This window comes from Acidovorax sp. GW835-FHT14B10 (assembly GCF_058793725.1).
This window is the reverse complement of the sequence record NZ_JBXAGC010000024.1, coordinates 1-24,039: the sequence shown is the minus strand read 5'-3', so window position 1 is coordinate 24,039 and position 24,039 is coordinate 1. Positions and strand designations below refer to the sequence as shown.

The window sequence follows — 24,039 nt, the reverse complement described above, 5'->3', positions numbered from 1 at the left end:
AGAAGGCGCCGCGCCCCTTCATTCTGGCGCGGCGAATGGCCCATAAAAAAAGCCCGCATCGGCGGACTTTTTATGGACGCATACGCAGCCTGGATTAAATCGCAAACTGCTCGCGGTTCTCGTTCTGAATCCACTTTGGTGGTTTGCCGCGTCCGGTCCAGGTCTGACCCGTGGCGGGATTGCGGTATTTGGGAGCCACCTTGGAGCCAGCACTGGCACTGCGTGCCCGGCCAGCGGGAAAAACATCCTGCGCCGTCAGGCCAAACTCCGCAATCAGGGCGCGAACCTGCGCAACTGCTTCAGACAGCTCGTTGCGCCGGGCTTCATTGATCTTGCGCTCAAGGTCTTCACGCTGCTTCAGGAGTTCTTTGTAGCTGGACATGGTGTGTGATTAAAGGTAATTGCGAAGGAGCCTGCATTATAGGAATAATGCGCGGATTTGTGCACACCGTGTCGCATTGGGGTTGATTTCACCCGCACTTTTCAACACTGGCAGGGCGCTGGATATTCAATTCCTCTCCAATGGTTGATCGGGTTGCGCGAGCACCTTATCAATACGCTTGCCATCCAGGTCCAGGATTTCGAATATCCACCCGGCACAGGCAATGCGCTCTGCAACTGCCGGCAAATGGCCTGATTCGGCCATCAAAAGGCCTGCCAGGGTGTTATAACGGCCGCGGTCTTCTTCAGGCAAATCCCGAATATCGAGCCGCGCCTTGAGTTCCGTCACGGGCATCAAACCATCCAGGAGCCACGTACCATCGTCGCGCAGGGTTGCCCAGGCATCGGCCGATGCGCCCGGCTGCAATTCCCCGGTAATGGCTTCCAGCAAATCACGCGGCGTCATGATGCCCTGCACCACGCCGTATTCATCCACCACAAAGACCATGCGGCCCGACCGGGCGCGGAACTGTTCGAGCAACTCCATGCCGCTCAGGGTTTCGGGCACGAACGATGCAGGCTGCGCATAAGACTCCACGGTTCCGTGTGCCTCGGGGCCCAGTTCCAGCATGCGCGCCACGCTGATCACGCCCACCACTTCATCGAGGGAGGCGCGGCACACCGGGTACCAGGAGTGGGCGCCATGCTCGCCGCCCGTGCCCGCCATGCGCAGGCCTTCGAGCACTGTCAGGCCGGCATCGAGCCATTGCACATCGGTGCGCGGCACCATCAGCGAGGTCAGGGGCCGGTCGTCGAGACGGAACACGTTCTGCACCATCTGGTGCTCGTGGTGCTCGATCACCCCCGCATCGCGCCCCTCCTCCAGGCTGGCGGCAATTTCCTCCTCGGTCACCATCCGACCGGCATCGTTGTCCACCCGCAGCAGCTTGAGCACCCCCTGGGTGGACAGCGACAGCAGCCGCACGAAAGGCTTGGCGCCCTGGGCCACCCAGGTCATGGGGCGCGCCACGAAACGCGCGACGGCTTCAGGGTAAAGCTGGCCAATGCGCTTGGGCACCAGTTCGCCAAACACAATGGTGATGAAGGTGATCACCGTCACCACGATGGCCGTGGCGCTCACGCTGGCAGCGCCTTCTGGCGCCCCCAGGGTCTGCAGCCACAGGCCCAGGTCGTAACTGAAAGCGGCCTCGCCAATAATGCCGTTGAGCATGCCGATGGAGGTAATGCCCACTTGCACCGACGACAGGAACTGCGTGGGATTGTCGAGCAAGGTCAGGGCCGCCCGCGCGCCCTTGTCGCCGCCTTCTGCCATGGCAACGAGCCGGGATTTGCGACTGGACGCCAAGGCCAGTTCCGACATGGCGAACACGCCATTGAGCAGTGTCAGCAGCGTGATCAGCAGAAAATCCATGAATCAATAGGCAAGAAGAACACCATGGCACTTTACTGTATTGGCGATATCCAGGGTTGCGACCGCGCATTGGGACGCCTGCTGGATCTCATCGATTTTTCGGCGAGCCGCGACACCGCCTTCCTGCTGGGCGATCTCGTCAACCGGGGCCCCGACTCCGCTGCCGTGCTGCGCCGCTGCATGGCGCACGGCGATGCCCTGCGCCCCCTGCTGGGCAACCATGACCTGCACCTGCTGGCGACCGCATATGGCGCCCGCAAACCCTCGCGGCGCGACACACTGGCCAATGTGCTCGATGCCCCGGACCGGGATGCGCTGCTGCAATGGCTGCGCCTGCAGCCGCTGGCCCGCCAGCATGACCACGGGGGGAAACCTTTGCTGATGGTGCACGCAGGAGTGCTGCCCTCCTGGAATGCCGCGCAAACCCTGGATCTGGCCGACGAAGTGCACCGCGTCTTGCGCAGCGCCGATCTGCCCGCATTCCTGCAGCAGATGTACGGCAATACCCCGGACCACTGGGACGACTCCCTGACCGGACCGGACCGCCTGCGCGTGGTCGTGAATGCACTCACGCGACTGCGGTTCTGCTCGAAACAGGGGGTGATGGATTTCGAAAGCACCGAAAGCGCCAGTGCGGCGCCCCCCGGGCTGATGCCCTGGTTTGACGTGCCCGGTCGCGGTACGGCCCAGACCTTGGTCGCGTTCGGACATTGGTCCACCCTGGGCTGGCTGAACCGCCCCCACTGCCTGGGCCTGGACACGGGCTGCGTGTGGGGTGGCTGCCTGAGCGCGGTGCGCTTTGGCGGCTCCCTGGAGGAGCGCGAACTGCTGCAGGTGCACTGCGAGCAGGCGCAGGCCCCTGGCGCCTGAAGCAATCGCCCGTCAGGCGGCCCCACGCGCCAATGCGGCCGCCATGCCCGCGGAATACCACGCGCTGCCATCGCCCGCGACCATCAGCGCCTCCACCCCCGGCTGGCGCGCTACCAGTGCCTGCCCGGCCTGCGCGCCCTGCACCATCAGGGCAGCGCCCAGCCCATTGACTTGCGCCACATCGCGCGCCAGCAGGCTGACACCGTGCACACCGACGGTAGGGTATCCCGTGCGGGGATCCAGAATATGGTGCGCCCGCTTGCCGGCCGCGAAGAAATAGCGCTCGTAGTCACCGGACGATGCCACCACCGCCGGACCCTGCACCGAGAGCGCTCCCAGCAGGCGCTCGGGTGCGCGCGGATCACGCAGGCCCACGCGCCATGGACGCCCCTGCAGCTGCCCCATCACCAGGACATCGCCACCACCGTTGATGAGCGCATTGCCCACGCCCTGCTGGCGCAACACCCGCATGCCGGCTTCGAGGATAGGCAGCTTGGCAATGCCCCCGAGGTCCAGGGCCATGCCTTGCCGGGTCAGATAGGCCGTGCCCGCTGACTCGTCCAGCACCAGGCGGCGCGCGTCCACCAGTTGCCGTTGTCGGGCCACCACACCCGCCGCAGGCACAGTCTGGTGGCCTTCTTCAAAGTTCCAGCCCTTGAGGGAGCCCACCGTGATGTCAAAGGCACCGCCGCTGAGCCGGAACATCTGCTGCGCCGTTTTCAGCACGCCCATTACTTCGCTCGGAACCGCGACGGGCTGGATGCCTGCAGCACGGCTGATGCGGCTGACTACGCTGTCAGGCCGGTAGCGGCTGAAAAGCGCTTCCAACCGGGCCATTTCAGCATAGGTCCGGTCGATGGCATGGCGCAGCTCGGGCGCTTCGCCACCGTCGGCCACGATATCGACCTGCGTGCCCATGAGGGCCCGCGATCCCCGTTGCGGCGCCCCGAAAACCGGGGCCGCCGAAGCCCACGACACACACCCCAGCAAGGGCAGTGCCATGGCTATCCGGCGCCTGGTCGGGCTGAACACCGTCGATTCAGCGGATGTCATGGCGCGTCGCGGTCAGATGGACTGATCGGCCATGTAGTCCACAGCGGCCTTCACTTCGTCGTCGGTCAGGGTGGAGCCGCCGCCGCGCGCAGGCATCATGCCCTTGGCACCCGTGAAGCCCTCGATCGCATGCTTGTACAGCGTGTCCTTGCCCTGGGCAATGCGCGGACCCCAGTCGGCCTTGTCGCCGGGCTTGGGAGCACCTGCCACGCCTGCGGCATGGCACAAGGCACAGGTTTTGCCATACACGCTCTTGCCGACCGTGTTCTCAGCCACCGGTGCGGGCGCTGCTGCCGGAGCCGGCGCAGGAGCCGCGGCCGGGGCGGGTGCGGGAGCCGGCGCAGCCGCTTCCGTCGATTTCTTGTCGCCACAGGCACCGAGCGCCAAAGAGATTGCCGCGATGGCAAGCAGGCCAGATAGTTTTTGCATGGGGTTGTTCCTGTTCAGAAGGTCAATAAAAGAAAAAGCGGTAAGGCTCCGCAAGGACGGCGATGACGCCATATAGATACCAAGGCGCCGCCCCGGCCCGCAGACCAACGGCTTGGTTCGCTCACACTTTCCAAGGCACCCGATCCTCATTCACACCCACGGAAACGGCGTGCCTGGCAAGCATCATAAGAAGGATGCAATGGTTCATGCAATATGCGTAATATAGACCCGAGAGCCTGACAATAGCGGTCCTTTCGGTTGTCATCATTTGACATAGATCAATTTGATTCATTTTGAATGAATCTATATTCAACCTCCATGTGCATTCCTCGTCCAGCCTTGATCCGATCCCGTTGGTGGGTCTTGGCGTGGTTTCTGATGTCGCTCGGCGTGGCCACTGCAGCGCCCATGGTCCAGCCCCGGTTGCTGGATACCGTCTGCTCCGCTTCCGGAGCCCCGAAGGTCATCCTCCACACCGACGACGGAGCTGTCGAACAAGCCGCTGCTGACGCACTGCACTGCCCCCTGTGCCTTGTGGGCGGTGCACCTCCCAACACCGTGCTTGCGCTGCCGCCCGCAACTCCTGCGACCGCCGCCCAGCCCGTTTTCCCTGCTTTTTCCCGCGCTCCTGCCGCCACGGCAGCACCGCCACCGGCGCGGGCACCCCCGTTTTTTCCGAGCCAATCCTAAAGAGGTGAACCATGAGCGATAAGAGAGAAGTCAAACCAGAAACCGTCGGTATCGGCCGTCGTCGTTTCATCAATACCGCCGCACTGGCAGGCCTGACCGTCGGCGTGGCAGCTTGCAATGACAAGCCAGCCAATGCGCCCGCAGCAGCAGCGTCGGGCCCTGTCGCGGCACCGGCTGCAGCCCACTCCGGTGGAGCGAATGCAACACACCTCAAACCCGGTGAACTCGATACCTATTACGGCCTGTGGAGCGGCGGCCACAACGGCGACGTTCGCGTGCTGGGCCTGCCTTCCGGCCGCGAGCTTCTGCGCATCCCCTGCTTCGTGCCCGATGCGCTGGTGGGCTGGGGCATCACCAATGAATCCAAGGCCGTCATGGGCACCAAGGCCGACGGCAGCCTGCGCTACACGGTGGCCGACACCCACCACCTGCATGGTTCCTACAAGGACGGCAACTACGACGGCCGCTACGCCTGGGTCAACGACAAGATCAACAGCCGCATCGCGCGCATCCGCCTCGATTACTTCATCTGCGACAAGATCACCGAGCTGCCCAACGTGCAGGGCTTCCACGGCATCTTCCCCGACAAGCGCGATCCGGTCGATCCGGCCATCAACTACACCACGCGAGTGTTCTGCGGCGCTGAATTCGCCATTCCCCTGCCCAACGATGGCAAGGACGTGAACGCACCCGAGAAGTACCGCTCGATGTTCAGCTGCGTGGATGCCGAGACCATGGAAATGCGCTGGCAGGTGCTGATCGACGGCAACTGCGACCTGACCGCCACGTCCTACGATGGCAAGCTGGCAGCCACCAACCAGTACAACGTCGAAAACGGCGTGCACTACGAAGACATGATGTCGGCCGAGCGCGACGCCTGCCTGTTCTTCAACATTGCCCGCATCGAAGAGGCCGTGAAGGCCGGCAAGTTCAAGACCGTCGGCTCGTCCAAGGTGCCGGTGGTGGATGGCACCCGCGAGGCCAACAAGGACCCGAAGACGGCCCTCACCGCCTATGTGAGCGTGCCCAAGAACCCCCACGGCGTGAACGCCAGCCCCGATCAGAAGTACTTCATCTGCGCCGGCAAACTGTCGCCCACGGCCACCGTGATCGAATTGGCGAAGGTGCTGGACTGGTTCGACGGCAAGATGGAAAAAGTCGACGGCGCCATCGTCGCCGAGGTTGAAATCGGCCTGGGCCCGCTGCACACCGCCTTCGACGGCCGCGGCAACGCTTACACCACGCTGTTCCTGGACAGCCAGGTGGTCAAGTGGAACGTGGAAGCAGCCATCAAATTCCATGCGGGCGACAAGAACGCCAAGTACGTGGTAGACCGCCTGGACGTGCACTACCAGCCCGGCCACATCAACGCCACGCACTCCGAGACCGTCGCCGCCGATGGCAAGTACCTCGCCGTGGGCTGCAAGTTCTCCAAGGACCGTTTCCTGCCGGTGGGCCCCTTCCACCCCGAGAACGAGCAGCTGATCGACATCTCGGGCGACAAGATGGTGCTGATGGCCGACCACCCGGTGCGCGGCGAGCCCCACGACTTCATCATCTTCAAGCGCGACATCGTCAAGCCCAAGCAGGTCTATGACCTGAACGAGTTCCCCCTGGCCGTCAAGGACGCCAAGGAATCCGGTGTCTTCCGCAACGGCAAGAAGGTCACGGTGAAGCTCACCTCCCAGGCGCCTGCCTTCAGCCTGCGTGAATTCACGGTGAAGAAGGGCGATGAAGTCACGCTGATCCTGACGAATCTCGACAAGATCGAAGACCTGACGCACGGCTTCGCTGTGCCCAAGTACAACATCCAGTTCGTGATCAACCCGCTGGAGACCAAGTCGGTAACCTTCATTGCCGACAAGCCCGGCGTGTTCTGGGCCTACTGCTCCACCTTCTGCCATGCGTTGCACCTGGAGATGCGCACGCGCATGATCGTCGAGGCCTGAGGAAAAACACCCCTGTGTGGCCATGCCCGTGGCATGGGCTCCACCCAGGGGTTTTGAGCCAATTAGGCCTGTAATGCGGGCACACCAACCGGTGCCTGTTATTGTTTGGATAGTATTTATGCCCTCCCTCGGTCCACGGTTCGCAGCCTTCTGTTTTGCACTGTTCATGGCGCTGGCCCTTCTGGCGCCGCGCGCACATGCCAGTGCCTACGAGGCGGAGCTGCCTGACAACCTGGCCAGCACGCCCGCCATGTGCTCGCTGCTGCCTTGTGCCGAGGTCTTTCCGGGTGCCACGCATTTTTCCGACCGCAAGGGCCAGCCGCCCTACGTCGAGGCCTACGACAGCGACTCGGCCCAGAAAAAGCTGCTGGGCTATGTGATGCTGTCCACCGACATCACCGACACGCCCGCCTATTCGGGCAAGCCGGTGGTCACGCTGATCGGCATGGACACCCAGGGCCATTTCGTCGGCGTAAAGGTGCTCAAGCATTCCGAGCCCATCCTGCTGCTGGGCATTCCCGAATCGGCCCTCATCAACTTCAACAACCAGTACATCGGCAAGTCGGTGGTCGACACCATCGAGGTCGGCCCCTCGCGCCCCGACGAGAACGTGATCGGCCTGGATGCCATCTCCGGCGCCACCGTCACCGTGGTGGCGCAAAACCAGGTGGTCATGACCTCGGGCGCCGCCGTGGCGCGCCAGGCCGGCATCATCGCGCCCACCGTGCGCGAGCCCGCGCGCTTCGTCGCCACCGGCCAGAGGTACGACTGGGCGCAGCTCGTGAAAATGGGCACGGTGCAGCAGCTGCTCGTCAAGCCCGAGCAGGTGGGCCTGCCGCGCGGCCCCGAGCCCTTCATCGAACTGTGGTTTGGCGACCTGAACCACCCCGACTTTGCCCGCAGCCTCCTGGGTGACCGCGGCTTTGACAGCCTGCGCTCGCGCCTGAAGGAGGGCGAGAACGCGCTGTTCATCATCAAGACGGGGGGCCAGGAATCCTTCAAGGGCTCGGGCTTCGTGCGCGGTGGCATCTACGACCGCGTGCAGGTCAAGCAGGGGGCGGATTCCTTCACCTTCCGTGACCTGGACTCGTACAACCTCTACGGCCTGGAGGCAGAGGGCGCGCCGCGCTATGCCGAATCGGCCATCTTCATCATCCGCTCGCATGCGTTCTCTGCCGCCTACCCCTGGAAGCTGGCCTTCCTGGGCAACCGGGTGGACCGCGCCACGGGCCACCGCAGTTTTGCGGTGTTCGAGTCCAAGTACTGGCTGCCCGCCAGCAGCCTGGAAGGTGGTCGCCCCAAGGTCGAGGAACCGGCTGCCCCCTGGGTGCGCATCTGGAAGTCACAGGCGCTGCCCATTTCCCTGTTCATCCTTCTGCTGGCGGCCGTCACGGTGGTTTATGCCTTGCGCGAAAAGCTCACGCGCCTGTCAACGCACAAGAACAAGTGGCCGGTCAACGGTTTCAAGTACACGTTCTGGGCCATCAGCATCTTCTGGGTGGGCTTTGGCTACATGGCCCAGCCCTCCATCACGCAGGTGCTGACGTGGTTCCACGCGCTGCTGTTCCAGTGGACCTGGTCGCTGTTCCTGTCCGACCCGTTCATCTTCCTGTTCTGGATCTTCATCATCGTCACGGCGTTCCTGTTTGGCCGCGGTCTGTTCTGCGGCTGGATGTGCCCGTTCGGCTCGCTGCAGGAAGCCGTCTACAAGATCGCCCGGGCGCTGGGCCTCAAGCGCTTCCAGACCCAGCTGCCGCAGAAGTGGCATGACCGCCTGAAGTGGATCAAGTACGCCGTTTTCTTCTTCTTGCTTACCGTGTCCATGTTCTCCATGGGCCTGGCCGAAAAACTGTCCGAGGTCGAACCCTTCAAGACCACCTTCCTGGTCGGGGTGATGAACCGCGCCTGGCCCTACGGCCTGTTCGTGGCCGCCATTCTGGGTGTGTCCCTCTTCATCGAGCGGCCGTACTGCAAATACATCTGCCCGCTGGGGGCATCGCTGGCCATGCCCAGCACCTTCCGCTGGTTTGGCCTCAAGCGCAAGCAGGACTGCAACAGCTGCAAGGCCTGCGCCGTGGGCTGCGGTGCACAGGCCATTGATGCCGACGGCCGCATCGACCACCGCGAGTGCCTGCACTGCCTGGATTGCATGATTTTGTACACCGACACCAAGGGCTGCCCGCCCCTGGCCAAGGAGCGCAAGCGCCGCGAAAAAGACGGTCTGGAGATCACACCCATTGGCGCCAACGGCTACTTCATCCCGATCCACCCGGCCACGGTGCAAGACCAGATATCCCCCAAGGCCAGGGACGGGGTCGATCCGCGCATGCCTACCGACCGCACCCTGCCTGCGCACAAGAGGGATGTGGGCCTGATCGCCTGGCTGTGGCTGGAGCTGCGCGACCACTTGTGGCCCTGGAGCCGCGAGGGCTGGAACAGCCAGCGCGCGCTGCAGGTCGCCGGTCTGGCGCTGGCCATTGCCGCCACCTTCGCCTGGGTGCAGGGGGCGCTGGGCCATCTGTCCTCGGGCGCCATCATCGGCTGGTGGTTTGGCTGGAGCGTCTACGAGGTGCTGATCCGCCTGTCCGGCCGCCGCTACGTGAAAGACGGCCCCTGGTGGCGTGACCAGTACCGCGTCGCCGGTGTGATGGATATGATGAGCTATGTGGGATTCAAGAACCTGATGATTGGCGCTGCGCTGTTCCTGGTGCTCAAGGCCCTGGGCTGGCTCATCGCATGAAGATATTGACCCACTTGACCCATTTAAGCCTGGCCCTGGCACTGCTCATCGCCGGAGCCTGCCAGGCCGCCACCCTGAGCGTGCGCCCCGGCGACGACCTGGCCGCCACGGTGGCCAAGGCACAGCCGGGTGACGTGATCGAAGTGGCGCGCGGCCTGTACCGCGCCAACCTGCGGATCGACAAACCCCTGACCCTGCGCGGCCTGGACCGGCCCACCATCAGCGGGGGCGCCCAGGGCGACACCATCCGCGTCACCGCCCCCGACGTGGTGATCGAGGGTCTCATCGTGCGCGACTCGGGCACCAACCTCAAGGACCAGAACGCCGGCATCTACATCTACCCCGGCGCGCACCGTGCCGTGGTGCGCCACTGCGATCTCACCTACAACCTGTTCGGCCTGTGGATCGAGAAGTCCAACGACGTGCAGGTGCTGTCCAACACCATCACCGGGCTGCGCGATGTCAACTCGTCGCAGCGCGGCAATGGCGTGCAGCTGTACAACACCAAGGGCGCGCGCATCGAGAACAACCAGATCAGCTTCGTGCGCGATGCCCTCTACATCGATGTATCGCACCACGCCATCTTCCGGGGCAACAAGCTGCACCACAGCCGCTACGGCACGCACTACATGAACTCCTACTACAACCTGTGGGAAGACAACGACACCTACCTGAACCGGGGCGGCCTGGCGCTGATGGAAGTGCGCGACCAGGTGGTGCGCAACAACCGCGCCTGGGGCAACTCGGACCATGGAATCATGCTGCGCACCATGCAGGACTCGGTGATCGAGAACAATGTCGTGGCGGACAACGGCCGTGGCTTCTTCATCTACGACGTCGAATACATCCAGCTCAAGGACAACCTGGTGACAGGCAATGCCGTGGGGGTGCACCTGTCGGCGGGCTCCACCCGCAATGCGGTGGAGGGCAACGACTTCGTCGGCAATCGCGAGCAGATCCGCTATGTGGGTGCCCGCGATGAGCGCTGGGGCACACAACGCGGCAACTACTGGAGCAACTACCTGGGCTGGGACCGCGACGGCAACGGCATGGGCGACGTGCCCTACGAAGCCAACGACATGGTGGACCGCCTGACCTGGCGCCATCCCACCATCAAGCTGCTGCTGGCAAGCCCCGCCGTGCAGGCCCTGCGCCTGGTGGGCCAGCAATTCCCCGTGCTGCGCGTACCCACCGTGGTGGACCCCAAGCCCCGCATGCAGCCCAACCACCCCCAACGGAGCCACTGGCGTGACACGCAACCCTCACAACGCTGACCCCTCCGACCCTCCCGCGATCGAAGTGCGCGGTGCCCTCAAGCACTACGGCGCGCTGCACGCCGTGGACGGCATCGACCTGCGCGTGGAGCGCGGCGAGATTTTTGGCCTGATCGGCCACAACGGCGCCGGCAAGAGCACGCTGTTCAAGATGATCCTGGGCCTGGTGCCCGCCACCCGGGGCGAAATCCTCGTGAGCGGGGCCTCGGTGCATGGACGTGGCTTTCGCGCCGCACGCCGCCACCTGGGTTACCTGCCGGAAAACGTGGTGCTGTATGACAACCTGACCGGCCTGGAGACGCTGCATTTCTTCGCCCGGCTCAAGGGCGCGCCACTGCAGCAATGCCCGGTGCTGCTGGACCGCGTGGGGCTGGCACAGGCCGCACACCGGGCCGTGCGCGAATACTCCAAGGGCATGCGCCAGCGCCTGGGGTTTGCCCAGGCACTGCTCGGCACCCCGCGCGTATTGCTGCTCGACGAGCCCACCAACGGCCTGGACCCGCAGGCCATCCGCGATTTTTATGCCACGCTGCGCACGCTGCAGACCGAGGGCGTGACCATTGTCATCACCTCGCACATCCTCGCCGAGCTGCAGGAACGCGTGGACCGGCTGGCCATTCTGGCCACGGGCAAGCTGCAGGCGCTGGGCAGCGTGCAGGCCCTGCGCGAGCAGACGCAGATGCCGCTGACCTTTGCACTGACGCTGGCAGAGGCCGACCGCGCGCCCGTGGCCCAGGTCCTGGCGCAACTGCCCGGCATCACCACGACCCCCTCCCCCGTCGGGCTGGACCTGGGTTGCCCGCGCGACGCCAAGATGGCCGTGCTGGGCGCGCTGGCGCCATTTGGCGCACGCGTGCGGGACCTGCACATCCATGAGCCCTCGCTCGAAGACGTTTTCTTCGGTTTCTCCGGCTGACCGGGCGCCGTACCGATTCAAGATCCCCCATGGAACTGACACAGATCTTCACCATCGCCGCGAAAGAGTTTCGCGACCGCATGCGCAACCGCTGGGTGCTGGCGGTGGCCCTCGTGTTCACCGTGTTCTCGCTGGCCATTGCCTACTTTGGCGGTGCACAGCAGGGCACGGTGGGCTTTCGCTCCGTCGAATTCACCATTGCCAGCCTGGTCAGCCTGGTGATCTACCTGATCCCGCTGATCGCGCTGCTGCTGGGCTTCGACGCCATCGTGGGCGAGCGCGAGCGCGGCTCGCTCGACCTGCTGCTGTCGCTGCCCATCACGCGGCTGGAGCTGCTGCTGGGCAAGTACCTGGGCCTGGCCGCAGCACTCACCCTCTCGACCCTGGCGGGCTTCGGCCTGGTGGCCGTGCTGCTGTACCGGCAGTTCAGCTGGGCGGGCATGTTCCACTACGGTGGCTTCATGCTCAGCTCGGTGCTGCTGGGCCTGGCATTCCTGAGCATGGCCGTGCTGCTGTCGGTGCTGGCACGCGAGCGCACGCGGGCCTCGGGCCTGGCCATCGCCACCTGGTTCTTCTTTGTGCTGGTGTTCGATCTGCTGCTGCTGGGCGCCCTGGTGGCCACCGGCGGCGCCTATGGCGGTGCGACCATGGCCTATCTGTTGCTGCTCAACCCCGCAGACGTGTTCCGCATCCTCAACGTGTTCTCGCTGGAAGACGTGCGCACCCTGTACGGCCTGACCACCATCGTCCCCGAAGCCTTGGCCAAGCCCTGGCTCATGGGGGCCGTGATGGTGGGCTGGATCGTGGTGCCACTGGGCCTGGCAAGCTGGAGATTCAAACCATGACCACTTATCTGTGCTCCTGCCGCCGCCACACCGGTGCCGGCACCGCCGATGGCGTGCGGCGCCAACTGCTCGGCTGGGCCGCCCTGGCCTCGCTGGGTGCGCTGGGCCTGGGCACCCTGTCCGGTTGCAAGGACCCGTCCAGCACCGCGCAGGCCCTGGCGCCGGTGGAGATCGACCGATCCACCAGCTGCGAGCTCGACGGCATGCTGCTGGCCGACTACCCGGGCCCCAAGGCCCAGGTGCGCTTTGCGGGCCAGGAAAAACCCTCCTTCTTCTGCGACACCGTCGAACTCTTCAGCACCTTGCTGGCGGGCGAGCAGGTGCGCACCGTGCAGGCGGTGTATGTGCAGGACATGGGCCAGGCCGACTGGAATGCCCCCCAGGGCCACTGGATCGACGCCAAAACCGCCATCTACGTGGTGGGCGGCAAGCGCCATGGCTCGATGGGGCCCACCATCGGCAGCTTTGCCCTGGAGGCCGACGCCCAGAAATTCGCGGCCGAATATGGTGGCAAGGTGCTGCGTTTTGCCGAGGTCACGGCCGACATGGTTGACCTGAGCGGTGGCGCCCTGCACGATACCCGCATGTAAGCCCATGCACGCGCTGCGACAGTCCCATACCCGACGCCAGGCACTGCTCGCCGGGCTGGCGTCGGCGGGCGCGCTGGCTGGCGCCGCAGCGTGGGAGTTTTCTCCACCGGGCGCAGGCGATCGTGCAGCAGGGCAGCCGCTGCCCGACGATGTCTGCGTGGTGGCACCGCCCACACCGTTCGATTCCGCCCCCGGCCAGCCGCTGGGTGCGCCCCGCGCCATCCCCCCAGATGCGCGCTGCCCGGTGTGCGGCATGTACCCTGCCCGATCGCCCCAATGGGCGGCACAGACCATCTTCGCCAATGGGGATGCGCATTTTTTTGATTCCCCGCTGAGCCTGTTCCAGTACCTGGCCAACGTGGGGCAGTACAGCCCGGGGCGCACGGCGCAGGACCTGGTGGCCCGCTATGTCACCGACACGGAGACGAGCACCTGGATTGCCGCCGACACAGCAATGTATGTGGACGGCTCGTCCGCCCGCGGGCCCATGCGTGCGGGCAACCTGCCCGCATTCGCCTCGGCCGAGGCGGCACGGCGCTTTGCCGGCCAGCGGGACGGGCGTGTGATCGCCTTTGGGAGTGTCGATGGCGCCGTGCTGGAGCGGCTGGCACCCGGGCGCAGTGTGGACCACCGTGCGCACCAACCACCGTTGGCAAAGTAATTTTGATAGCGCGCAGCGCTTGCTGAATAAGCACTAACGATCTATTTTCAACAAAGCGGCAGACCGGTTTCGCGGTGCATCCCAGGCCTGCAACACGGCCCGGCCAGGGGATCACTGGTCGGAGGTTTCCGGCTGCACGGCTTTGAACAGCGCCGCCACCTTGCGCTTGGGCTTGATGTTGGCCGACACGCTGCTGCGCGTGGGCGATTTGGCTGCGGCCTCCCAGGCGGGTGCTGCGGTGGTACTGCTCGCCTCGTACGGTTTCTCGAAGAACGGGTCGCGCGAGGCCACTGCCGGACGAAAGCCCCGGTAGTTTTCACGCGGCTCGCGGGGTTCGCGGCGCTCACTGCGCTCGCGCAGCGTCGGCGGGGGAATCCCGTCGCGCGGGTCACCCGTTTCGCCCGCTTCACGCCAGGCACGGCGGCCGTCATTGATGCGGCCCTTGGGCCGGTCTTCGTCGTATTCGAGGGCCTCGATATCGAGCTTGGTCTTGAGCAGCTTCTCGATGTCGGCCACCAGACGGGCATCGCTGCCCGACACCAGGGTGACCGCCAGACCCGATGCGCCCGCACGGCCCGTGCGGCCGATGCGGTGCACATAGTCTTCGGCGTTGAACGGCACATCGAAGTTGAACACCGCTGGCACATCCTTGATGTCCAGGCCGCGCGCCGCCACGTCGGTACAGACCAGCAGATCGACCTCGCCGCTCTTGAAGGCTTCAAGGGCCTTCAGACGCTCGTCCTGGCTCTTGTCACCGTGCAGGGCGGCGGTCTTGAGGCCTTCGCGCTCCAGGCTGCGGGCCAGGCGTGCGCAGCCGAGCTTGCTGTTCACGAAGATGAACGCCTGCTTGATGCCACGCGTCTTGAGCACCTGGTGGATGGCGCGGCGCTTGTCATCGTCAGTGGCGCTGTAAAAGCGCTGCTCCACCGTGGAGGCCGTTTCGTTGGGACGTGCCACCTCGATGGTGATGGGGTTTTGCAGGTAGCTGCCGGCCAGGCGCTTGATCTCGGGCGAGAACGTGGCGCTGAACAGCAGCGTGGTGCGCTGCTTGGGCAGGTAGCTCAGGATGCGCTGCAGGTCGGGCAGGAAGCCGATGTCCAGCATGCGGTCGGCCTCGTCGAGCACCACATATTCAACCTGGTTGAGCACCGCGTTCTTGGCCTCGATGTGGTCGAGCAGACGGCCCGGCGTGGCCACCAGCACCTCGACGCCCTTTTTCAACTCGATGGTCTGGGGCTTCATGTCCATGCCGCCAAACACCACGGTGCTGCGCAGCTTGGTGTATTTGGCGTACAGCGCAATCTGCTGGGCCACCTGGTCGGCCAGCTCCCGCGTGGGCAGCAGCACCAGGGCGCGCACCGGGTGGCGGGCGGGAGAGGTGGAACTGCTCTCGTGCTTGAGCAGGCGCTGCAGCAGGGGCAGCGAAAAGGCCGCCGTCTTGCCGGTGCCCGTCTGGGCAGCGCCCATCACGTCTTGCCCGGTGAGCACCACCGGAATGGCCTGCGCCTGGATGGGCGTCATGGACTCGTAGCCCATTTCGGCCACGGCGCGCGCCAGCGGCTCGGCCAGCGATAGATTGGAAAAAGAACTTGTCATTTAGCCCGCTATTGTCGCACCGGTGGCCCAATAGGCGTAATTTTGAGCGTTGCCCCTGCACGACGGCAGCAGGGCACGGTCACGGGCCTCCATCAAAAGCTATATTTTTTATAGCCTTCAGCGCTTTACCCATAAGCGCTACCGCTTGTTTTTTAGAATTTTCACGCCCGCACGAAAGGCGCCCCGGCGGCGCCCACACCATACCCCAGGCAATCAGAGATTGCGGCTGGAAAACGTGTCGCAGCCCTTGACGCTGCCGTTCTGTAATCCATTGTTGAACCAGCGCTGGCGCTGGACGCTGCTGCCGTGCGTAAAGCTTTCCGGCACCACGGCACCACCGCTGGAGCGCTGCAGGGCATCGTCGCCGATCTTGGCGGCGGCGTTCATGGCCTCTTCCACGTCACCCTGTTCCAGAATCTGGCGTGCATTCTGTGCGTGGTGCGCCCACACGCCGGCAAAGCAGTCGGCCTGCAACTCCAGCCGCACCGACAGGGCGTTGTATTCGGCCTGGCTCACGCGGCCACGCATCTGGTCCACCTTGGCGCTGATGCCCAGCTGGTTCTGCACATGGTGGCCCACCTCGTGGGCAATGACATAGGCCTGGGCAAAATCGCCTGGCGCGCCCAGGCGGTTCTTGAGCGTTTCGTAAAACCCGAGATCGATGTAGACCTTCTGGTCGGCCGGGCAATAAAAAGGCCCCATGGCGGACTGGCCCGTGCCACACGCCGTGGGCGTGGCACCCCGAAACAGCACCAGGCGTGGCTCCTGGTAGGTGCCACCGCCCTGGCGAAAGAGCGCCTGCCAGACATCCTCGGTGTCGGCCAGCACGGTCGAGACAAAACGCCCCATGCTGTCATCGGCGGGCGGGCGCTGGGCGGGGCCCTGCTGCACCTGCGCCGTGGGCGCGCCGCCACCACTGAGCAGGCTCAGGATGGTGAGCGGGTTGATGCCCAGTGCCCAGCCCCCCAGCAAGGCAATGACGATGGTGCCAATGCCGATGCTGCGCCCCCCGGACACGGGCATCCCGCCGCCACCGCTGCGGCGGTCTTCCACGTTGTCGGACTCGCGATTGCCTTCCCATTTCATGCTGCAGCTCCTGTCTGTGTTGTCCCTGCGCCCGGCAGACCCAGGCCCCATCTGGCACCGTCCCCTGAACCAGCGACGGCGCCATGCCTCCCGCCATCAGCGGAGGCCCCCATGGCCCAAGGACAAGCCAGCACCCGCTTCTACAGCACACCAAGCCGGCCGCACGTTCACCGCCGAACCCGCCGCGTGGGTGCACTGCGCAGGCATTACTCTTTCAGTCCCCTGAAGTGTACGCAGTATCCCCATGGCACGGTCTGCTCAAGCGGCACGCTCAACGCTTCGCAGACCGCTTTGCACCTTGGGTGAAATGACCTGGCCGGCGAAATCGCCGCACTGCTGCGGGACAGCTCGGTGCGCACGGCTGCGGCATCCGAGGGCGATGTGCCGGCAAACGCCGCCTGCAGCGTGGGCGCCTTGGCGCAGGCCGTGGTCAGCGAACCACTGCGCGAGCAGGGAGCAGCCAGTAAGACGCCAGGCCAAACACCACGCCCCAGAATGCAGCCCCCAAGCCGAACAGCGACATACCCGACGCCGTCGCCAGGAAGGCGATGACGGACGGCTCGATGCAAGCCTCCTCACCCACCAGCAGGCGGATATTGGAGACAATGGCGCCGGTCAGCGCCAGCCCGGCCAGCGCGGCAATCAAGGCGGGGGGGAATGCGGTGAACATCTGCACAATGGCACCCGCAAAGGTCCCCCCCACCAGGTAGAAGACGCCATTGGCGATGCCGGCAACATACCGTTTGTCTGCGTCTGCATGTGCATCCCTGCCAGTGCACAGCGCCGCGGTAATGGCGGCCAAAACCACGGAAATACCACCAAAGCACGCCACAAGCAGCGAGGCCGCCCCGGTCCCGGTCACCACCGCCCTGGCAGGAACCTGGTAGCCCGCCAGCCGCAACACCGCCATGCCGGGGAGGTACTGCCCCGTCAGACTGACCAACACCAGAGGCAATGTAAAACTCAGAAAGACGCCAAGATCGAACCGGGGCATGAAAAACACCGGTCTGGCAAGCGCCAGGTCCACGGCCTGCAGGTCGGTCTTTCCCATGGTCCAGGCCACCACAAAACCGGTGAAGGCCACCGCCACGACGCTGTAGCGCGGCCACAGCCGCTTGATGGCCAGGTACGCCACCAGCATGGCGAACACCACGACAGGCGCGTCCATGCTGGCCCGAAAAGTCTGGGTGCCAAACTGGAACAGAATGCCGGCCATCATGCCCGCTGCGACGCCCTTGGGAATCAGGTTCACGATCTTCTCAAAATAGCCGGTGACGCCGATGAACATGACAATGACCGCCGCCGTCAGGTACGCGCCCACCAGCTCGGGCATCGCTGGGAAAAAGCCCAGCAGCAATGCCGACCCCGGCGCGGACCAGGCCGTGATGATCGGCATCCTGAGCCACCAGCTCAGCAACAGGCCGCTCACGCCAGCCCCCATGGAAATGGCCCAGATCCAGGAAGTCAGTTCCGCACTGGAGACATGGCCCACCTGCGCTGCCTGGATGAAAATGAGCAGGGGTCCTGCGTACGAAATCAGAACCGCCAGAAATCCGGCCGTCCAGGCCGTGATGGACCAGTCCTTGAATGCCATGGTTTACCTCTCAGCACCAAGCATGCCGATGGGATCGATGAGGGCGCCTGGTGTGTCGGCGTCGCTGCGGCATGGACGGTACCCCGACCAAAGCACAAGGACTCTGTCCATGCAATCCAGCGCCGCTTGCCACGCCTGCGGATGCGTGCGAGGGGATGGGCCGCCAGGCAAACCGTACCCCCCTCGCTTGCAATGCGGGGCGTCGACCAGGCGGGCGGCTGGGCCACACGTTACCGCCGCTCCTCGAATCAACGCGTTTGCTCGGCACGCAGGGCGTGGAGTGGAGCCTGGCGGGTGACAGGGTTTGCACGGGTTGGATGGACGCTGCCGGCGCAGCGCAGGCTGAACACCCCCATGGCCAACGCCGCGATCAAGCCAGGCACGGCAAAGAACAGGAAGTTCATTTTCAATGGCAGCGCCGCTGCCATCAACGAGCCGCCCAGCAAAGGCCCCACGATAGCCCCTGTTCGGCCCACGCCGGACGCCCAGCCCAGCCCCGTGGAACGCATCTGCAACGGGTAGAACTGGGCCGTGTTGGCATACAGCAGGATTTGGGTGCCGATGGTGGTGGCGCCGGCAATGGTGATCAGCAGATAAAGAACGGGCATGGGGCTGTTGAAACCCAGCAGCGCAATCGCCACCGTGCCCACGGCAAAGAATGCCACCACCACCTTGGGCAAGCTGAAGCGGTCGCCCAGCCAGCCACCGGCAATCGCACCCGCCATCCCGCCGAAGTTCAGTGCCAGCAGGAACGACAGGCTCGAACCCAGGCTGTAGCCGGCACCCGCCATGAGCTTGGGCAGCCACGAGCCCAAGGCATAGACCATGAGCAGACAGCAGAAGAATGCCAGCCAGATCATGATGGTGCCTGCAGCGCGCCCGTCCTTGACCAGGTCCAGCATCGGAACCCCGACACCCTTGGCATCCGTGGATACCAGGGTTGCGCCGGCGTCGATCTTCACGTCGGGGTTGACACGGGCCAGCATGTCCCGGGACTCCTTGTCCTTGCCCTGGCGCACGAGAAAACCCACGGACTCCGGCAGCTTCCACATGATCAGCGGCAACAGCAGCAGGGGCACAGCGGCGGCGTGGAACATGGCCTGCCATCCAAAACGCGGCAGAACGTAAATGCCCAGCCCGGCCGAGAGCATGCCGCCCAATGAGTACCCGCTGAACATCAGCGCCACCAGCGTGCTGCGGGCGCGCTTGGGTGCGTACTCGTTCATCAGCGCCACGGCATTGGGCATGAGGCCGCCGCAGCCCAGCCCGGCAATGAAGCGGTAGATGCCGAACTCGGCGGGCGTCTTGGCAAAGCCGTTGAGGAAAGTGGCGAGGCTGAACATCACGAAGCAGATCGCGATGCCTTTCTTGCGGCCAATGCGGTCGGCCAGCGGGCCGAAGATGAAGGCGCCGAACATCATGCCGAACAGCGCGTAGCTGCCCAGCGCTCCCGCCTGCACCGGGGTCAGAGCCCACTCGGACATCAGTGCGGGCAGCACCACGCCGTAAATGAACAGGTCGTAGCCGTCAAAAATCAGCAGCAATGCGCACAGCGCCACCACCATCCCATGGAAGCGGGTGAAACGGGCGTTGTCGATGATGGGGTTGATTTCGATTGTTTTCATATGTGTCTCCTCAAAAAAGATGGGCACGCACTCAACACACCGGCCGACAAGCGGTGTGACACCCGCGTGCAGCACAATCAGCCCTGGTCGCCACCGCCAACAGGGATGACCGTACCGGTGATGTAGGACGATTCGTCCGACGCCAGGAACAAGATGGCGGATGCCTGCTCATCCAACGTGCCGTAGCGCTTCATGAGCGTGCTGTCCACGGTCTGGTCCACGATCTGCTGGTACCAAGCCTGCTCTTTCTTGCTTTGCTTGGCGGTGTTGCGCGGAATGCGGCGGGGCGGGGCCTCGGTGCCGCCGGGGGCCACCGCATTGATGCGGATGCCGCGCTCGCCGTTCTCGAAGGCCAGGCAGGCAGTCATCGCGTTCACGCCACCCTTGGCTGCGCCATAGGGCACGCGGTTGACGCTTCGCGTGGCGATGGACGACACGTTGACGATGGCCCCCTTTTTCTTCTTGAGCATGTAGGGCAGCACGGCGCGGCAGCCCCACAGCGTGGGAAACAGCGAGCGGCGCACCTCGGCCTCGATTTCATCGGGGCTGTAGTGCTCGTAGGGCTTGGTCCAGATGGTGCCGCCCACGTTGTTCACCAGCACGTCGATGCGGCCAAAGGCCTTGTGCGTGGCCTCCGCGGCCTGCAGCGCACCCTCGAACTTTTCCAGGTCGGTCTCGATGGCGATCACGCGGGTGGTCTCGGCCAGCCTGTCGCGCAGTCCGTGCACCAGGGGGGAACGGTCCACCAGGGCCAGCGTGGCGCCCTCTTGTGCCGCCCGCTCTGCCACACGTTCACCAATGCCTTGTGCGGCTCCGGTGATCAGCATCACCTTGCCTTCGAATCGCTTGTGCATGGGTCGCTCCTCGGTCACGCCGCCACCGGTGCTGCGGTCTGCACCTGGGTGGGGGTGAACTTTTCATAGTGAAAGCTCGCAGGGGCAATGCCCGCCGCCTTGAAGTGGCGCTGCACGGCGTCCACCATGGGGGGCGGGCCGCACAGGTACACATCGACATTGCCGTCGTGCAATGCGGCAGGCGCCATGTGGTCCGTCACGTAGCCCTGGTGCGGGTGCGAGGTGGAGGCATCAGCCACACAGGTGCCGAACGTGAAGCCCGGAATGCGGCGCGCATAGCCCTCCAGGCGGTCCACCATGACCAGGTCCTGGTCGCGTGTCACGCCATACAGCATGTGGATGGGCTGGATACAGCCCTGCTGCGCCAGCGTCTCCAGCATCGACAGGAAGGGCGCCAGACCGGTGCCACCGGCCAGGAACAGCAGCGGCCGCGTGACCGGGCGCAAGTAGAAACTGCCCAGCGGGCCGGTCATCTCCAGCTTGCTGCCGGCCTGGGCGCTGGTGAGCCAGCTGCTCATCAGGCCCTCGGGTACCTGCTTGATCAGGAACGTCATGCGGCTCGCACCGGTGGCCGAGCTGAACGAGTACGAGCGGTGCTGCCCGCTGCCGGGCACGCCAATGTTGACGTACTGCCCGGGCAGGAAAGCCGGGGCATCCTCGGGCACCTCCAGTGCCAGCTCATAGGCGGAGTCGCTGTAGCGTTCCACGCCCGCCACCGTGCCGCTGAACTTCGCCGTACCCGTCTTGCAGGTCGTGGAGGGCACCGGCACCGCAATCACGCAATCGGAACGGGGGACCATCTGGCAGGTCAGCACCAGCCGCTGCCCGGCCTCCTCGGCCGTCAGCGCGTCTTCGATGTAGTCGTCGCCCAGGTCATAGGTGCCGCTCTCGGCGCGGCACTTGCAGGTGCCGCACACGCCGTCCGAGCAATCCATGGGCAGGTTGATGCGCTGGCGAAAAGCGGCGTCCAGCACTTTCTCCTGGGCGTCGCAGGTGATGAAGCGGGTCACCCCGTCTTCGAAATTCAGGGCAATACGATAGCTGCTCATTGTGGTCTCCTGGCCGCTCAGACGTGGTACACGTCAATCACCTGACGGATGTAGTCGTTCTTCAGAACGATCTTCTTGCGGGCGATGCGAAGGCGGCCTTCCACGCGCCGCAGCGTGACGAACATGGTGCCGAAGAACTCGTCGGTGGCCTTGTAGCGGTGGCTGAGTGTGTGGAAGTTGTAGCGCACGTCCACTGCATCGCCACGGTCGTCCAGCACCTCCACGTTCTGCACGGCATGGCAGGTGCGTGGCTCGGGCATGGATGCGCCGGAGCGCTCGGTCTTGATGCGGAACACCCGGTCTTCCAGCCCGTTGCGGTTGGGGTAGTAGATCAGCGAGATCTGGCTTTGGGGGTCTTCGGTCAGGCGGTCGTCATCGTCCCAGGCGGGCATCCAGTACTCGACATCCTCGGCGTGCAGCGCCAGCCATTCGTCCCACTGGCGGTCGTCCAGCAGGCGGGCTTCGTGGTACAGGAATGTGCAGATGGCGTTGTAGTCGGCGTTCATGCTGCTTCTCCCTTGCGCTCCTGTGCCACGGCCTTGCGCATCTCCTGCGCCCAGTATTCGTGCTGGCACACGAACAGGCCTTCGTCTTCGCTGCGCTCACCGCTCAGAAGGGGGTTGAGACCCATCTTGCGGGCGTTCTCGTCGGGCCCCTCGATCCACAGCGGGGCGCCGCGGCTCAGGTCGTTCCACGGTGCGGCCTTGCCGGCATAACCGTTCTGGCACGAGCGGAACTCTTCCAGGTCATCGGCCGTGCCCATGCCCGACACGTTGAAGAAGTCCTCGTACTGGCGGATACGGGTGGCACGGTCTTCTGGGCTTTCGCCCTTGACGGCGAAGCAATAGATCGTGATCTCGGTCTTGTCCACGCTGATGGGGCGTGTCACGCGGATCTGCGTGGAGAACTGGTCCATCAGGTACACGTTGGGGTACAGGCACAGGTTGCGGGTCTGCCTGACGATGAACTCGGCCTTGTCTTCACCCAGGCGCTCCTTGAGCTCCTCGCGGCGGTTGTAGACCGGGCGCACCTCGGGGTTCATGGTGTTGGTCCACAGCAGGATGTGGCCGTTCTCGAAGCCGTACACGCCACCCACGCTCTTGCTCCAGCCGTTGGCATCCACGGCCTTGGTGTCGCCTTCCTTGCGGCGGCCCATGGTGGCCGCATAGTTCCAGTGCACCGAGCTCACGTGGTAACCATCGCAGCCGTTTTCCATCTGCAGCTTCCAGTTGCCGTCGTAGATGTAGGAGGAATTGCCGCGCAGCACTTCCAGGCCTTCAGGCGCCTGGTTCACGATCTGGTCGATGATGACCTTGGTTTCACCCAGGAAATCCTGCAGCGGCTGCACATCGGGGTTGAGGCTGCCGAACAGGAAGCCCCTGTAGCTTTCAAAGCGTGCCACTTTCTTGAGATCGTGCGAGCCGTTCTTGTTGAACTGCACCGGGTACTCGGTGGTCTTCTCGTCCTTGACCTTGAGCAGCTTGCCGGTGTTGTTGAAGGTCCAGCCATGGAAGGGACACGTGAAGCTGCCCTTGTTGCCATGCTTCTTGCGGCACAGCATGGCGCCGCGATGGGCGCAGGCGTTGATCACGGCGTTGAGTTGGCCGTCCTTGCCCCGTGTGATGACGATGGGCTGGCGGCCGATGTACGTGGTGAAGTAGTCATTGATCTCGGGGATCTGGCTTTCGTGCGCCAGGTAGACCCAGTTGCCTTCGAAGATGTGCTTCATCTCCAACGCGAAGATTTCAGGGTCCGTGAAGATGTCTCGGCGGCAGCGGAAGACGCCGTTTTCCTTGTCGTCCTGCAGAGCGCCTTCGATCAGGGCTTCAACATCAGGGCGCTCGGCTGTGGTAGCGGTGGTGTTCATGGTGGGGTTCCTCAGGGTGCAGCTGTCCCCTGCTGCGCTTGGCGCGGCAGTGCAGGGGAGAAAGCAAAAGGGAGCGGGATCGGCCGGGTGGCGGGGCGCCCGGCCGCGGTGGATCAGGCCGCCAGGCGTGGGCGGTCCACGAGTTGGTTGTCCACGCCGTTGACCAACGCGCTGAGCGTGAAGTCAAAGACGATCTCGGCAAACGGGCCGTCCACGCCCTGCGCCTTCATGCTGGCGGCATCGGTGCGCTCGACCAGGGCCGGCACCAGGCCTTCGCGGGTGGCGTAGGCGAAGTCATCGTTCACCAGCGGGTCGCCGTCGATATTGATCTGCGTGGTCAGCTTGCGGTGGCCGGGCGCCGTCACGAAGAAGTGGATGTGCGCAGGGCGGTTGCCGTGGCGACCCAGCTGGTTCAGCAGGGCTTGCGTGGGGCCGTCGGGTGGGCAGCCGTAGCCCTTGGGCAGGGCAATCGCATCTAAAAAATAGAGTCAAATCCAACGACACTGCAGGGCTTGAGTAATCTGCCAAGCGCTGTTTA

21 protein-coding genes and 1 pseudogene are annotated in these 24,039 nt (G+C 64.5%); 9 read left to right on the top strand and 13 right to left on the bottom strand.

The genetic code is table 11. The features are described 5' to 3' along the window. Nucleotides 1-94 precede the first annotated feature (94 nt). Both AC1Q5S_RS16805 and AC1Q5S_RS16800 read right to left on the bottom strand, forming a co-directional pair. Nucleotides 95-382 carry an H-NS histone family protein gene (locus AC1Q5S_RS16805; protein WP_303834038.1) on the bottom strand — a complete coding sequence of 96 codons (288 nt, stop codon included), beginning with the start codon at nucleotides 380-382 and terminating at the stop codon, nucleotides 95-97. 126 nt (nucleotides 383-508) lie between these two features. Further along, nucleotides 509-1,813, bottom strand: coding sequence for a hemolysin family protein (locus tag AC1Q5S_RS16800; protein WP_303834040.1), 1,305 nt, complete (start codon nucleotides 1,811-1,813; stop codon nucleotides 509-511). A 24-nt stretch (nucleotides 1,814-1,837) separates the two neighbouring features. Between AC1Q5S_RS16800 and AC1Q5S_RS16795 the strand changes: the two genes are divergently transcribed. After that, nucleotides 1,838-2,683 carry a symmetrical bis(5'-nucleosyl)-tetraphosphatase gene (locus tag AC1Q5S_RS16795; protein WP_303834042.1) on the top strand — a complete coding sequence of 282 codons (846 nt, stop codon included), beginning with the start codon at nucleotides 1,838-1,840 and terminating at the stop codon, nucleotides 2,681-2,683. A gap of 12 nt (nucleotides 2,684-2,695) precedes the next feature. On the opposite strand, the gene AC1Q5S_RS16790 is transcribed toward AC1Q5S_RS16795, so the two are convergent. Together AC1Q5S_RS16790 and AC1Q5S_RS16785 are read right to left on the bottom strand one after the other, a co-directional pair. Then, nucleotides 2,696-3,736 carry an FAD:protein FMN transferase gene (locus AC1Q5S_RS16790; RefSeq protein WP_422202790.1) on the bottom strand — a complete coding sequence of 347 codons (1,041 nt, stop codon included), beginning with the start codon at nucleotides 3,734-3,736 and terminating at the stop codon, nucleotides 2,696-2,698. A 12-nt stretch (nucleotides 3,737-3,748) separates the two neighbouring features. Continuing rightward, on the bottom strand, nucleotides 3,749-4,165 hold the full coding sequence (locus tag AC1Q5S_RS16785; protein ID WP_303834045.1) for a c-type cytochrome: 417 nt from the start codon (nucleotides 4,163-4,165) through the stop codon (nucleotides 3,749-3,751). 297 nt (nucleotides 4,166-4,462) lie between these two features. On the opposite strand from AC1Q5S_RS16785, the gene AC1Q5S_RS16780 reads away from it, so the two are divergent. The 8 genes from AC1Q5S_RS16780 (at nucleotide 4,463) to AC1Q5S_RS16745 (ending at nucleotide 13,830) form a co-directional block, all read left to right on the top strand. Continuing rightward, nucleotides 4,463-4,855 (top strand): DUF2946 family protein, encoded by a 393-nt coding sequence (locus tag AC1Q5S_RS16780; protein WP_492239109.1) that lies wholly within the window; start codon nucleotides 4,463-4,465, stop codon nucleotides 4,853-4,855. 11 nt (nucleotides 4,856-4,866) lie between these two features. Then, entirely contained in the window at nucleotides 4,867-6,804 is a 1,938-nt protein-coding gene (nosZ, locus tag AC1Q5S_RS16775) for a TAT-dependent nitrous-oxide reductase (RefSeq protein WP_303834047.1), read from the top strand. Nucleotides 6,805-6,922: 118 nt separating this feature from the next. Further along, nucleotides 6,923-9,544, top strand: a complete 2,622-nt coding sequence (locus AC1Q5S_RS16770) for a NosR/NirI family protein (RefSeq protein ID WP_303834049.1) — start codon at nucleotides 6,923-6,925, stop codon at nucleotides 9,542-9,544. After that, a complete protein-coding gene (locus tag AC1Q5S_RS16765) occupies nucleotides 9,541-10,818 on the top strand; it encodes a nitrous oxide reductase family maturation protein NosD (RefSeq protein ID WP_303834051.1) in 1,278 nt (425 codons plus the stop codon). Before AC1Q5S_RS16770 ends, AC1Q5S_RS16765 begins: the two co-directional genes overlap by 4 nt. Beyond that, nucleotides 10,793-11,734 (top strand): ABC transporter ATP-binding protein, encoded by a 942-nt coding sequence (locus AC1Q5S_RS16760; RefSeq protein ID WP_303834053.1) that lies wholly within the window; start codon nucleotides 10,793-10,795, stop codon nucleotides 11,732-11,734. Before AC1Q5S_RS16765 ends, AC1Q5S_RS16760 begins: the two co-directional genes overlap by 26 nt. Nucleotides 11,735-11,763: 29 nt before the next feature. Further along, nucleotides 11,764-12,579 (top strand): ABC transporter permease, encoded by an 816-nt coding sequence (locus tag AC1Q5S_RS16755; protein WP_303834055.1) that lies wholly within the window; start codon nucleotides 11,764-11,766, stop codon nucleotides 12,577-12,579. Next, a complete protein-coding gene (locus AC1Q5S_RS16750; protein ID WP_422202792.1) occupies nucleotides 12,576-13,169 on the top strand; it encodes a nitrous oxide reductase accessory protein NosL in 594 nt (197 codons plus the stop codon). The genes AC1Q5S_RS16755 and AC1Q5S_RS16750 overlap by 4 nt, the downstream gene beginning before the upstream one ends. Before the next feature lie 4 nt (nucleotides 13,170-13,173). Then, nucleotides 13,174-13,830 (top strand): nitrous oxide reductase accessory protein NosL, encoded by a 657-nt coding sequence (locus tag AC1Q5S_RS16745; RefSeq protein WP_422202793.1) that lies wholly within the window; start codon nucleotides 13,174-13,176, stop codon nucleotides 13,828-13,830. Nucleotides 13,831-13,941: 111 nt separating this feature from the next. On the opposite strand, the gene AC1Q5S_RS16740 is transcribed toward AC1Q5S_RS16745, so the two are convergent. From AC1Q5S_RS16740 to AC1Q5S_RS16700, 9 genes and pseudogenes are all read right to left on the bottom strand, one after another. Further along, nucleotides 13,942-15,426: a DEAD/DEAH box helicase gene (locus AC1Q5S_RS16740; protein ID WP_303834061.1), complete on the bottom strand. Its 1,485-nt coding sequence runs from the start codon at nucleotides 15,424-15,426 to the stop codon at nucleotides 13,942-13,944. A gap of 213 nt (nucleotides 15,427-15,639) precedes the next feature. Further along, nucleotides 15,640-16,512 (bottom strand): KPN_02809 family neutral zinc metallopeptidase, encoded by an 873-nt coding sequence (ypfJ, locus tag AC1Q5S_RS16735; protein ID WP_422202794.1) that lies wholly within the window; start codon nucleotides 16,510-16,512, stop codon nucleotides 15,640-15,642. Between the two features lie 430 nt (nucleotides 16,513-16,942). Continuing rightward, a complete protein-coding gene (locus tag AC1Q5S_RS16730; RefSeq protein WP_303834066.1) occupies nucleotides 16,943-18,106 on the bottom strand; it encodes a benzoate/H(+) symporter BenE family transporter in 1,164 nt (387 codons plus the stop codon). Between the two features lie 248 nt (nucleotides 18,107-18,354). Next, nucleotides 18,355-19,731 (bottom strand): MFS transporter, encoded by a 1,377-nt coding sequence (locus tag AC1Q5S_RS16725; RefSeq protein ID WP_422202795.1) that lies wholly within the window; start codon nucleotides 19,729-19,731, stop codon nucleotides 18,355-18,357. A 77-nt stretch (nucleotides 19,732-19,808) separates the two neighbouring features. Beyond that, nucleotides 19,809-20,585: a 1,6-dihydroxycyclohexa-2,4-diene-1-carboxylate dehydrogenase gene (locus tag AC1Q5S_RS16720; protein WP_303834068.1), complete on the bottom strand. Its 777-nt coding sequence runs from the start codon at nucleotides 20,583-20,585 to the stop codon at nucleotides 19,809-19,811. Between the two features lie 14 nt (nucleotides 20,586-20,599). Then, nucleotides 20,600-21,634 (bottom strand): benzoate 1,2-dioxygenase electron transfer component BenC, encoded by a 1,035-nt coding sequence (benC, locus tag AC1Q5S_RS16715; RefSeq protein WP_303834070.1) that lies wholly within the window; start codon nucleotides 21,632-21,634, stop codon nucleotides 20,600-20,602. A 17-nt stretch (nucleotides 21,635-21,651) separates the two neighbouring features. After that, entirely contained in the window at nucleotides 21,652-22,140 is a 489-nt protein-coding gene (gene benB, locus AC1Q5S_RS16710; protein WP_303834072.1) for a benzoate 1,2-dioxygenase small subunit, read from the bottom strand. Beyond that, on the bottom strand, nucleotides 22,137-23,501 hold the full coding sequence (locus AC1Q5S_RS16705) for a Rieske 2Fe-2S domain-containing protein (RefSeq protein ID WP_422202796.1): 1,365 nt from the start codon (nucleotides 23,499-23,501) through the stop codon (nucleotides 22,137-22,139). Before AC1Q5S_RS16705 ends, benB begins: the two co-directional genes overlap by 4 nt. 113 nt (nucleotides 23,502-23,614) lie before the next feature. Then, nucleotides 23,615-23,965: pseudogene (locus AC1Q5S_RS16700) on the bottom strand (dioxygenase family protein); the annotation flags it as partial. Nucleotides 23,966-24,039: the final 74 nt, after the last annotated feature.

What these genes read in the sequence shown, in the direction of transcription:
- AC1Q5S_RS16805 (WP_303834038.1), bottom strand. Translation starts at nt 382, where the DNA reads ATGTCCAGCTACAAAGAACTCCTGAAGCAGCGTGAAGACCTTGAGCGC.
- AC1Q5S_RS16800 (WP_303834040.1), bottom strand. Translation starts at nt 1,813, where the DNA reads ATGGATTTTCTGCTGATCACGCTGCTGACACTGCTCAATGGCGTGTTC.
- AC1Q5S_RS16795 (WP_303834042.1), top strand. Translation starts at nt 1,838, where the DNA reads ATGGCACTTTACTGTATTGGCGATATCCAGGGTTGCGACCGCGCATTG.
- AC1Q5S_RS16790 (WP_422202790.1), bottom strand. Translation starts at nt 3,736, where the DNA reads ATGACATCCGCTGAATCGACGGTGTTCAGCCCGACCAGGCGCCGGATA.
- AC1Q5S_RS16785 (WP_303834045.1), bottom strand. Translation starts at nt 4,165, where the DNA reads ATGCAAAAACTATCTGGCCTGCTTGCCATCGCGGCAATCTCTTTGGCG.
- AC1Q5S_RS16780 (WP_492239109.1), top strand. Translation starts at nt 4,463, where the DNA reads ATGAATCTATATTCAACCTCCATGTGCATTCCTCGTCCAGCCTTGATC.
- nosZ (WP_303834047.1), top strand. Translation starts at nt 4,867, where the DNA reads ATGAGCGATAAGAGAGAAGTCAAACCAGAAACCGTCGGTATCGGCCGT.
- AC1Q5S_RS16770 (WP_303834049.1), top strand. Translation starts at nt 6,923, where the DNA reads ATGCCCTCCCTCGGTCCACGGTTCGCAGCCTTCTGTTTTGCACTGTTC.
- AC1Q5S_RS16765 (WP_303834051.1), top strand. Translation starts at nt 9,541, where the DNA reads ATGAAGATATTGACCCACTTGACCCATTTAAGCCTGGCCCTGGCACTG.
- AC1Q5S_RS16755 (WP_303834055.1), top strand. Translation starts at nt 11,764, where the DNA reads ATGGAACTGACACAGATCTTCACCATCGCCGCGAAAGAGTTTCGCGAC.
- AC1Q5S_RS16750 (WP_422202792.1), top strand. Translation starts at nt 12,576, where the DNA reads ATGACCACTTATCTGTGCTCCTGCCGCCGCCACACCGGTGCCGGCACC.
- AC1Q5S_RS16745 (WP_422202793.1), top strand. Translation starts at nt 13,174, where the DNA reads ATGCACGCGCTGCGACAGTCCCATACCCGACGCCAGGCACTGCTCGCC.
- AC1Q5S_RS16740 (WP_303834061.1), bottom strand. Translation starts at nt 15,426, where the DNA reads ATGACAAGTTCTTTTTCCAATCTATCGCTGGCCGAGCCGCTGGCGCGC.
- ypfJ (WP_422202794.1), bottom strand. Translation starts at nt 16,512, where the DNA reads ATGAAATGGGAAGGCAATCGCGAGTCCGACAACGTGGAAGACCGCCGC.
- AC1Q5S_RS16730 (WP_303834066.1), bottom strand. Translation starts at nt 18,106, where the DNA reads ATGGCATTCAAGGACTGGTCCATCACGGCCTGGACGGCCGGATTTCTG.
- AC1Q5S_RS16725 (WP_422202795.1), bottom strand. Translation starts at nt 19,731, where the DNA reads ATGAAAACAATCGAAATCAACCCCATCATCGACAACGCCCGTTTCACC.
- AC1Q5S_RS16720 (WP_303834068.1), bottom strand. Translation starts at nt 20,585, where the DNA reads ATGCACAAGCGATTCGAAGGCAAGGTGATGCTGATCACCGGAGCCGCA.
- benC (WP_303834070.1), bottom strand. Translation starts at nt 21,634, where the DNA reads ATGAGCAGCTATCGTATTGCCCTGAATTTCGAAGACGGGGTGACCCGC.
- benB (WP_303834072.1), bottom strand. Translation starts at nt 22,140, where the DNA reads ATGAACGCCGACTACAACGCCATCTGCACATTCCTGTACCACGAAGCC.
- AC1Q5S_RS16705 (WP_422202796.1), bottom strand. Translation starts at nt 23,501, where the DNA reads ATGAACACCACCGCTACCACAGCCGAGCGCCCTGATGTTGAAGCCCTG.